At 31.2% G+C, this 10,702-nt stretch carries 10 protein-coding genes; 1 reads left to right on the top strand and 9 read right to left on the bottom strand.

All coding sequences use genetic code 11. The features are described 5' to 3' along the window. Positions 1–197: 197 nt before the first annotated feature. The 8 genes from B5G32_RS12520 to B5G32_RS12485 form a co-directional block, all read right to left on the bottom strand. Entirely contained in the window at positions 198–1,028 is an 831-nt protein-coding gene (locus tag B5G32_RS12520; protein ID WP_087936836.1) for a prephenate dehydrogenase, read from the bottom strand. A gap of 26 nt (positions 1,029–1,054) precedes the next feature. Then, entirely contained in the window at positions 1,055–2,524 is a 1,470-nt protein-coding gene (locus tag B5G32_RS12515; protein ID WP_087936835.1) for a nicotinate phosphoribosyltransferase, read from the bottom strand. A 122-nt stretch (positions 2,525–2,646) separates the two neighbouring features. Next, a complete protein-coding gene (locus B5G32_RS12510; RefSeq protein ID WP_087242830.1) occupies positions 2,647–3,000 on the bottom strand; it encodes an FMN-binding protein in 354 nt (117 codons plus the stop codon). 54 nt (positions 3,001–3,054) lie between these two features. Beyond that, positions 3,055–3,321, bottom strand: a complete 267-nt coding sequence (locus B5G32_RS12505; RefSeq protein WP_087242832.1) for a LysM peptidoglycan-binding domain-containing protein — start codon at positions 3,319–3,321, stop codon at positions 3,055–3,057. A gap of 69 nt (positions 3,322–3,390) precedes the next feature. Continuing rightward, the gene (rnc, locus tag B5G32_RS12500) at positions 3,391–4,074 is read right to left on the bottom strand and encodes a ribonuclease III (RefSeq protein ID WP_087242834.1); all 684 of its coding nucleotides are present in this window, start codon (positions 4,072–4,074) and stop codon (positions 3,391–3,393) included. Then, positions 4,071–5,054: a phosphate acyltransferase PlsX gene (gene plsX / locus B5G32_RS12495; RefSeq protein ID WP_087936834.1), complete on the bottom strand. Its 984-nt coding sequence runs from the start codon at positions 5,052–5,054 to the stop codon at positions 4,071–4,073. The genes rnc and plsX overlap by 4 nt, the downstream gene beginning before the upstream one ends. Positions 5,055–5,090: 36 nt before the next feature. Beyond that, positions 5,091–7,100: an ATP-dependent DNA helicase RecG gene (gene recG, locus B5G32_RS12490; protein WP_087936833.1), complete on the bottom strand. Its 2,010-nt coding sequence runs from the start codon at positions 7,098–7,100 to the stop codon at positions 5,091–5,093. A gap of 73 nt (positions 7,101–7,173) precedes the next feature. Beyond that, positions 7,174–8,085 carry an AEC family transporter gene (locus tag B5G32_RS12485; protein ID WP_087297437.1) on the bottom strand — a complete coding sequence of 304 codons (912 nt, stop codon included), beginning with the start codon at positions 8,083–8,085 and terminating at the stop codon, positions 7,174–7,176. 128 nt (positions 8,086–8,213) lie between these two features. Between B5G32_RS12485 and B5G32_RS12480 the strand changes: the two genes are divergently transcribed. Then, positions 8,214–8,996, top strand: a complete 783-nt coding sequence (locus B5G32_RS12480; protein WP_087936832.1) for a Cof-type HAD-IIB family hydrolase — start codon at positions 8,214–8,216, stop codon at positions 8,994–8,996. Positions 8,997–9,022: 26 nt separating this feature from the next. On the opposite strand, the gene pap is transcribed toward B5G32_RS12480, so the two are convergent. After that, complete coding sequence (pap, locus tag B5G32_RS12475; protein ID WP_087936831.1) at positions 9,023–10,492, bottom strand: polyphosphate:AMP phosphotransferase; 1,470 nt, start codon at positions 10,490–10,492, stop codon at positions 9,023–9,025. Between the last annotated feature and the right edge of the window lie 210 nt (positions 10,493–10,702).

Below are 10,702 nucleotides of genomic sequence, written 5' to 3'. Positions count from 1 at the left end.
TAGTATATAATATTTTCCCCATTTATGCAATACCTTTTTTCGTTTTTTTTACAAATGATTGCTCTCATTTGACTCCATATTTTAATTTTACTTCTTAAATTCAAAGCTTTTTTTATTTTATAAAATATAATTTTTTTTATAAAAAGAGTATCTTTATCTTTTCATTGATAAATCTACTCTCTTAATTCTTTGATGACTTATTTTTCTAACTTTTCTCTACGCTTAGATGATTGCCAAAACATTTCCTTTAAAGATTTTTCATCTCCTGAAGCAATAGCTTGTTTTAACAAATCAAATTGCTTTTCAAAACGCTCCATAGAAGCCAATAAATAATCACGATTATGAAAGAAAAGTTCTGCCCATAAATCTGCATTGATATTAGCAATTCTCGTTAAATCACGGAAAGAATCTCCAATATATTTACCTGTTTCATATTTTTCATCATCACTATTCATCAATGCTACAGCTAATGTGTGTGGTAATTGTGATGTATAGGAAATAATTTCATCATGATCATAAGGACTCATGATTTTCACACTCTTAAAACCTAGTTGTCCTACAAATTGACGCATCCATTCAATTTTATCTATCTGATTATGTTCATGCTGAATAACTATATAATTTGCATTTTGAAAAACTTCCTGACTGGCATACAAATAGCCTTTTTTTTCACGACCAGCCATAGGATGACCACTAATATATTCGACATCCTGATCTATTCTTGATAAGGCTTGATTTAAAAAATATGATTTAATACCAACAACATCTGTAACAATACTTCCTTTTTTAAAAGTATGTTCAGAAATAAAATCTAAAACTTTTGATGGATACAAACAAATAATCGTTAAATCACTCTGTGAAATAATCTGATGTCCATCAAGATACCCTTCAATTATACACCCTTCAGCTTTCGCCATTTCTAAAGTCTGCTGATTGCAATCCACTCCATAAACATCATATCCTTTTCCTTTTAAAGCTTTAACAAAACTACCACCAATAACACCTAATCCTACAACTGTAATAATCATAAATAAAATCCTTTAAAAAGAAAGGACTAATGTCCTTTTTTTCCTTTCGCTAACATTTTTAGCTTATAATCTAATAATTTTTGAGTTAAATCAACATAATACAAATGAGGGTATTCTAAACGGAAAATTTCATCCCATAATAATTGTTTTTGCTGATTAGAATATGCTCTAATTTCATCTAAAGAATAATATGGATAAACATTTTTTCCATTTTCAAACACAAGTGTCTGTAATGGTTGAATTTCATATGTTCCAGCATAAAGTGTTTTATGTTTCCATGCATCTAATTGATGATAAATTGTAAGATCTTGATTTTCATCTAAAACTTCATCATGGAAAGCAATAATATCAGCAATGGCTTTATGAGTTTCTTTTTCAATTAAACGATAAACTTTTTTAAATCCTGGATTTGTAATTTTTTCAGTATTTTCAGATATTTTAATTTTAGGAATAATTTCTCCATCTTTTTCAATAGCAGCAAGTTTATATACACCACCAAAAACTGGTGAAGATTTAGAGACAATCATATTTTCACCTACACCAAATGAATCTATCTGAGCGCCTTGTTCCAACACTGAACGAATTAAATACTCATCCAATGAATTAGAAACTGTAATTTTACAGTCATGCAATCCTGCAACATCTAACATCATTCTGGCTTTTTTAGTTAAATAAGCAATATCTCCACTGTCTAAACGAATTCCTTTTAATCTTTTCCCCGTTGGTGCTAAAACCTCTTCAGCAACACGTATAGCGTGAGGAACACCACTTTTTAAAGTATCATAAGTATCAACAAGCAAAACACAATTATCAGGATAAATTTGAGCATAAGCTTTAAATGCTTCATATTCACAGTCAAAAGACTGTACAAATGAATGTGCCATTGTTCCTAATACAGGTATTCCAAAATCTTTTCCAGCAGATACAGTCGCACTTCCTGCCACTCCGCCAATATAAGCAGCTCGTGCCCCATAATGAGCGCCATCATATCCTTGAGCACGACGTGCTCCAAATTCCATCACAGCACGCCCTTTTGCTTCCTGTACAATACGTCTAGCCTTTGTTGCAATTAAAGATTGATGATTAATTGTCACTAATAAAAATGTTTCTATCAACTGTGCTTCAATAAGTTTAGCTTTCACTGTAATTAATGGTTCATATGGAAAAACAGGTGTCCCTTCTCTTACCGAAAAGATAGTTCCTGTAAAATGAAAATCTTTGAGATACGCAAAGAAATCTTCATCAAAGACATTTAATGATCTTAAATATTCAATATCCCCATCAGTAAAATGCATATTTTCAATTGCTTCAATTAACTGCTGTAAACCCGCAAAAATAACAAAACCACCCTGGTCAGGATTTTTACGATAAAACATATCAAAATAAACAATTTCATCTTGTTTTCCTAATTTAAAATAATTATAAGCCATTGTTAATTCATAAAAATCCATGATCAAAGTGATATTTCTTTCACAACCAACATAGTTTTTTTCCATTATTTAGCCCCCTATCATTTTCATTATCATATACTAATTTTCCTAAAAAATAAAGATTTATTCTTCAATAAACAAAAAAAGCAGTCACTTTTATTGTAACTACTTTTGATCAATATAAAATACTAAGATTCATTTTTAGCTTCTTCATAAGCCTTAGCAACGGCTTCTTTTAAAGCTTGAGAAGACTTGGTAGCTCCAGAAATGGTATCAACATCATAATGATTCTTTTTCTTCATGTTGTCAATCATTTGTTCTAAAGCTACACCTCCAATAGATGGTGTTTCATTATGCTCTTTAATCACAATATCCTGAATTTTATCATCTTTTAATGTTGTTTCAACCTCAAACTCTCCGCCATATCCCATAGCAGTTGTTGTATAAGTCCCATCTTTATATTGCGATTTTTCTTCTACTTGTTTTTCTTGAGCACATCCACATAATATCATAGCTACAAATAGGATGATTATTTTCTTCATTTTTCAAACCTCCTATTTATAGTTTTTGCTCAAATGAAAATCTTATGCATTTTTTTAAAAATATAAATCATAAGTTTCTCTTTGGAATGGTTGTGGCATTGGTGGAACCTTTTGATAAACAATTGGCACCAAGAGTTCCTGTTGAGGATGAATCAACAAATCATCATTAAGCTGATTCATAACCTGAATCCATGCCACTTCACTATTTAATGTTTTCGCAATACGATAAACATTATCACCTTTGTGTACCGTATATAAAACAATTTCTCCAACACGAGGATTTATGACTCTTTCATCATCATACATATATGGATTATACATGATTATCACTCCCAAAATAAACTATGCTTTTTTGAAAAAGATATCTAGGCAAAATCCATCATTTCATCATTATTTTGTCGCAAGTTTATTTAAAGCATCCTTCGCTGCCTGCTGTTCAGCTCTTTTTTTGCTTGTTCCTTTCCCAACACCTAGACACATATCATCCATCATGACAGCTACTTTAAATTCTGGAGCATTAGATGGACCAGATGTTTCTAACAATTCATATGTGACAGTACGACGCTGATCAGCTTGAATTAATTCCTGCAAAGTTGTTTTATAATCAGTAATATCATCATAATCTAAATCGTTGATATGTTTGAATATAGTTTGTTGTAATATCTTTAAAACTTCATCGTGACCACAATCTAAATATAATGCACCTATAAATGATTCAAAAATATTAGCAAGAACACTTTCACGTTCTCTACCACCACTTTTCTCTTCACCAACACCTAAGTATAGCAATTCTCCTAAACCTAATTCTCTAGAGAAACGTGCTAATGACTCTTCACGTACGAGTTTACTACGTAAAGTTGTCAATGTTCCTTCTGGAACATCAGGAAAAAGATTAAATAAAAACTCTGAAACATAAAGCTGTAAAACAGCATCTCCCATAAATTCTAAACGTTCATAGTCTTTTTTTACATAATGCGATTCATTAGCATATGAAGCATGTGTAAATGCTTCTTTATAAATGGCAATGTTATGAAATGGTATATTTTCTTTCTGTAAAAAATCTAATATTTTCATTTTTGACTTAATCCTTCCTTCATTTGAGTTACAACATCCATTTTCACCATCTGATAAGCTAAATCCATAGCATTACAAAATGCTTTAGCATCACTGGCTCCATGTGCCTTTACAACTGCTTTTTCAAATCCCATCATTAAAGCACCACCAACAGATTTGTAATCAAATTTTTCTTTCAAACTATAAAGTGAAGATTTGGCTAATAATGCCCCTATTTTTCCTTTTAGTGAAGACATCATGCTTTCTTTGATCATTTTCATTAATGTTGAAGCAACCCCTTCACAAGTTTTTAAAGCAATATTACCACTAAAACCATCAGTGACTACAACATCATAATCACCACTTAAAATATCTCGACCCTCAACATTTCCTACAAAGTGCAAACGGTCACTTGCCTGTAAGAGCTGATATGCCTGCTGATGCGCTTCATCACCTTTTTTAGATTCAGTTCCAATATTTAATAAAGCAACTTTAGGTTCTTGGATTCCTCTTATATTTTTAGCATAAATATTCCCCATAATCGCAAAATCATACAATTGTTCAGCTGTATTTTCAGCATTGGCTCCTACATCAAGCATAGCCATGCCTTTTCCATTATATGTAGGCATCATAACCATCAGACAAGACTTTTCAACACCCTCAATACGTTTTAAAAAGAGCATAGCACTTGTATAAAAAGCACCAGTTGAACCGCATGATACCACACCATCAACAACACCTTCTCGTGCCATCATGACAGCTTTTACCATACTTGATTCTTTTTTACGACGCACAGACATAATGCCATCATCCATTTTCACAACATCTCTGGCATCTACAATATGAATTTTTTCATATTTTGTTAATGTTTCTAATTCTTCTTTTTTTCCAGTGACATAAAGTTCTACATCATGATGATTTTTCATAAACATTTCACAAGCCTCTACAACGATAGAACTTCCTAAATCACCACTCATAGCATCTATTGATAACTTATACATAATTCTTTCACTCCTCGTTTGTATAGTATAACATATTTAATCAACATATTCATTATTCACCTGTAATTTCTCTTGAATCTTACATACAATTCCCTGATATTCATGATTTTGTATATAATCATGTATAATTTCATCAGCATCTTTTCTTGCAATTGATAAAATAGGAAAATCTTTCATTATATCAGCAACTAAAAAAGTTGGTAAACCACTTTGTCGTTGGCCTAAAACTTCCCCAGGTCCTCTAAGTTTTAAATCATATAATGATATTTCAAATCCATCATGACTCTTTTCTAAATGTTTCAATCGCTCAATGGCTTCCTTTGACGATGATGAACTCATTAAATAACAATAAGCCTGCTCCTGTCCTCGCCCAATACGTCCACGCAATTGATGTAATTGACTCATTCCGAATCGCTCTGCATTATAAATAACCATCATATTTGCATTTTTAACATCTACTCCTACTTCTACAACTGTCGTAGATACTAAAATCTGAATTGTGTTATTCAAAAAGCCATTCATCACTTTTTCTTTTTCGTCTTCTTTCATTTGTCCATGTAATAATCCAACATTGTATTGAGTTTGAAAATACTTTTGCATAGCCTTAGCAATCTGTGAGGCACTCTTTGCTTCTAAATTTTCACTATCCTCCACTAACGGACATATCACATAGCATTGTCCTCCTTGAGCCAAATATGATTTTAAATGTTTTAATATCGGCTTCATCGAAGACGAGTGAATATATTGTGTTTTCACTGGCAAGCGTCCTTGAGGCATTGTTTTGATTGTCGATACATCCATATCACCATACATAGAAATAGCTAGCGTACGTGGTATAGGTGTTGCACTCATAATTAAAAAATCAACCTGCTGACCTTTATTTTTTAAAGCCTTACGTTGCATGACACCAAAACGATGCTGTTCATCAGTAATCACAAATCCTAAATTATGGTAAACAACTTTTTTTTGAAATAAAGCATGTGTCCCAACCACAATATCTGCCTCTCCACTTTGGATAGCCTGATAAACACGTTCTTTTTCTTTCAATGACAATGAACCTGTTAATAACTCTATACGGACATCTGTATTTTCAAAGAAACGGCTTAATGTCTGATAATGCTGAGTCGCTAGAATTTCTGTTGGTGCCATTAAAGCTCCTTGATAACCAGCTAAGTAATTGGCATATAAAGCTACAGAGCTGACAACCGTTTTCCCACTACCAACATCTCCCTGTAAAAAGCGATACATCATCTGTGGACTTTTTAAATCTTCTACAATCTCTTTAATAGCCGTCTGCTGATCTTTGGTAAGAGCAAAAGGCAATGATAATATCAATGATTGTAATTGTGTTACATCAAAATCTTTCGCAATCCCCATTTCTTGAGTACGTTGTTGCTTCATCAATTGCATTGTTAATTGAAATTTTAAAAATTCTTCATATTTTAAATATTTCAACGCTTCTTGAACATCTTTTTTATTTTCTGGAAAATGAATACAATATAAAGCACTTTCCTTTCGAATCAGATGATGTTGAATGCGGTATTTTTCAGGAATAAAATCATCAAATTCATGATTTAATAAAGACAATGCTTTTTTGACATATTGTCTAAAAGATTTTTGCGTTATTCCTTCTTTTAAAGAATAAACTGGATAAATACCAGATATGTCTTGTAATGGCTTGATTTTAATATCAGATGCCGTAATACGATGATTGACGCATTTACCAATGATTGTTATGGTTGTTCCTAGCTTTAAATGTTGCCTTAAAAAATGACGATTAAAAATAGACACCTGAAAATGTTGTAAATACTTATCTTCGACTTCAAAACTCATTCTGGACATTTTACCCTTAAAAAAAATCTTGACTGGTGAAATGACAGTCGCTTCAATAATCAGATGTTCATCCTCATCAGTGGGATATTTTTCTTCAATCACTTCATAACGATAAGGATACTGATAAATCAAGTCTTCCAAAGTTGTTATATTCATTGAAGCTAAAATTTCTAAACGTCGAGATGTCGTTTTTAATAATTTTATATCTGTCATATTCTCACCACCTGTCGTTTATTGTACCATAAATTCAAAAAAAAGATACTCATTTAGAATATCTTTCATTTGATTAAATAAAAATCAATAACAATGTAATCATACAAACAATAGAGATAATGATACTTAAAGAATTTGCTGTTGCAGGCATATCACCACTATAGCCAATTTTTTGACTAAACACAGCTGAAACTGTTGATAAAGGGGCACAAAGAGCCATAGTTAATATTTCTTTAGCTAATAATGGCAATGGTAATACAATGAAAATGATACCTGATAAAATCAAAGTGCCAACAATTCTTAACACTATAATTTTGACAACATGATATGCTTCACTATGTGAGACTTTGATTTCAAGCATTAAACCAATCATCATCATGGCTAAAAAGCTATTTCCTGCGCCAATAGTCGTTGCCATTGAAAGAATATATGATGGAAATTCAATTTGAAATATAGCCATTATAAAAATCAATAAATAGACATCAAATGGAATAGAAGAAAAAAGTTTTTTTAAAACATCCTTTAAATGAAAATCACTTTGACCACTGGCAACATGATCGGCTAAAGCATACGTAATCCCTAATCCCATTAATGCATTTCCAATATCAAATGAACATAAATAAACGACTCCCATACCAGGGAAAAAAGATTGAACAAATGGTAATACAAAATTCCCAATATTATACCCTGATACATTAATCATATATGTTCCTTTGATAACAGGACGTTCTTTATAAGCAAATCCATAACCAACGAGAATCATAATAACATTAGATAAAATACCTACAGCTATCAATATAAGAATTGTCATATCTAATGTAATTCCATTGGCACTTGTTAATAAAGCACATGGCAATGTCACATTCATAATAATAGTTGCTAAAATATTTGCATCACTCTTTTTTAAAACTTTCACTTTTTTTAAAAAGTATGCAATCACAATAATCAAAATAAAAGTTAATGATGTTATCAAAACGTCAAACATTTTTCCCCTTCTTTCTTCATGCATTATAGCACTTTTATTATAAAAAAGATAAAACAAGCAAAAAATGAAAATTTTTTGTAAAATATATAATGTTTGATATAATAAAAGAAACGATAAGGAGGATATATATGATTAAGGCAATCTTTTTTGATATAGATGGTACATTAGCCAGTTTCAAAACTCATCAAATCCCTGATTCAACTTTTTATACTTTAAATAAACTCAAAGATAATGGAATCAAACTCTTTATTGCAACTGGAAGAGGAAAAGATGGTTTAGATATTTTACAAGGTTTCCCCTTTGATGGCTATATTACATTAAATGGGCAATATTGTTTTACAAATGATGAACTGATTTATGAAAACACAATTGATTCTCAGGATATTCAGGCTTTATTAGAATATTTAAAAGAAAAACCATTTCCTTGTGGTTTTACTGAAGAACATACCAAATATTTTAATATGCGTAATCATCTTGTTGATGAAATCCATGCAATCACACATAACGATGATCATCCTGCTCGTGATTGCAGTCAGGTTATCCATAAAAAGATATATCAATGTATGTGCTTTGTTGATGAAAATGAGGAAAAAGAATTATTAAAAGTCATGCCCCATTGTCATGCTTCAAGATGGTATCCCACTTTCTGTGATATTTCACCGATAGGTGGTTCTAAACAACATGGGATTGATGAATTCTTAAAACATTATCATATTGATTTATCCCAAACTATGGCTTTTGGTGATGGTGGAAATGATATTCCTATGTTAAAGCATGTTGCTATAAGTGTTGCAATGGGAAATGCTAGTGATGAAGTCAAGTCTATTGCTGATTATATAACGGACGATGTTGATCATGATGGTATTTTGAATGCCTGTGTTCATTTTCAATTATGCCAAAAACAAGAATAAGACATGAGCTTATTCTTGTTTTTATATTATCCTAATCTCTTTTCAATTTCACGAATGACAATTTTCATTGCTTTAATACGTGCATATTTTTTATCTACTGATTCTAATACATACCATGGTGCAAACACTGTATTTGTTTTTTGAAGCATTTCTTCAATAGCATTTTCATATAAATCCCATTTTTCACGATTACGCCAATCTTCTTCGGTAATTTTCCATTGTTTTTCAGGTGTATTTTGACGCTCAGTAAAACGTTCTAATTGTGTCTGGTTATCAATCTGTACCCAGAATTTAATAACAATAGCACCCCAGTCATAAAGTTCTTTTTCAAATTCATTCATTTCATTATAAGCACGTTGCCAGTCATTTTCACTACAAAATCCTTCTAATCTTTCAACCATAACACGACCATACCATGTTCTATCAAAAATGGCAATATGTCCGTCCTTTGGTAAACGTTTATAAAAACGCCATAAATAATGTCTATTCAATTCACTTTTATCAGGAGCTGCTATAGGATAAACTGTATATCCACGAGGATCCAATCCAGAAGTGACTCTCTTGATATTTCCACCTTTACCAGCTGCATCCCAACCCTCATAGGCAATAATCACAGGTATTTTTTGACGATAAAGTTTATTATGCAACTTCATCAATTTTTTTCGACATTTTTTCAATTCTCTACGATATGTTTCTTCACTAATGTTAACACTTAAATCATAATCTTCTAAGTGAATTTTCTCTCTCATCTCAAAAACATTGTCAATCAGTGGTGCATCCTGTTTTTCATGCTCTAGACGTTCTTGAATACAGCTCATTAATGTTTCAAGCACCTGTAATTGAGCTAATTTTTTATTTGTTGCATCAATAATATACCAAGGAGCATATGTGTCATTTGTCGCATTCATATATTCATCATATAAACTTAAGTATTCATCATAATGTTTATTTTGCCATAAATCCTCATCACTGACACGCCATTTTGTATTCTTGTTTTTCAACAACTTATGTGTACGTGTCGCCTGTTCCAATTGAGAAATATGGAAAAAGAATTTAATCACTATATAACCATTATCTACTAAAGTTCTTTCAAACTTCTGTATACTTTCAATTCTTTGATAATATTGTTTTTTTGAAATTTGTTTATGCATATACTCTCTTGTGACATCATTCATCCAACCATGATCATAAAATGTGGCCATTCCATTTTCTGGAATGCGTAAAAAATAACGATATAAGAAAGGTTTTCTTTGTTCATCTTCACTTATCTTATTCATTGTTTCAACATTATAAAAACGGGGATCCATATTTTGAATCACTTTCCCAAGCGTTGTCCCAATTCCAGATGCTCCCCATCCTTCAAATAAAACTACAACAGGTAATTTCTTTTCTTTTAATAACATCTGTTTCTTAGACAACTCAAGTTTTGCATTTTCTAAGCATTCTTCAATATCAGGTGCAATTTCTATTTGTTCAAATTGATAATCTCTTAACATACTTTTCCTCCTCACCTACATATTTATATTTTATCACTTTTATGTAAGCGCTTAAAGAAAAATATAAATTGATCAAATAATAATTAAAAACGGTTAATTGTAAAAGTAAATTCTACTTTAAAAAATAAAGTGGAATTTAGTCTTACGAATTTTCTTGTTATATGTTATTGATTATTTGTTCCTCATTTTCTGGATTAATGATATGAATGA

This window comes from Massilimicrobiota sp. An80, assembly GCF_002159255.1.
GTDB lineage: Bacteria > Bacillota_I > Bacilli_A > Erysipelotrichales > Coprobacillaceae > Allocoprobacillus > Allocoprobacillus merdigallinarum.
The sequence above is the reverse complement of the archived record's forward strand: the minus strand, read 5'-3'. Positions and strand labels throughout refer to the sequence as shown.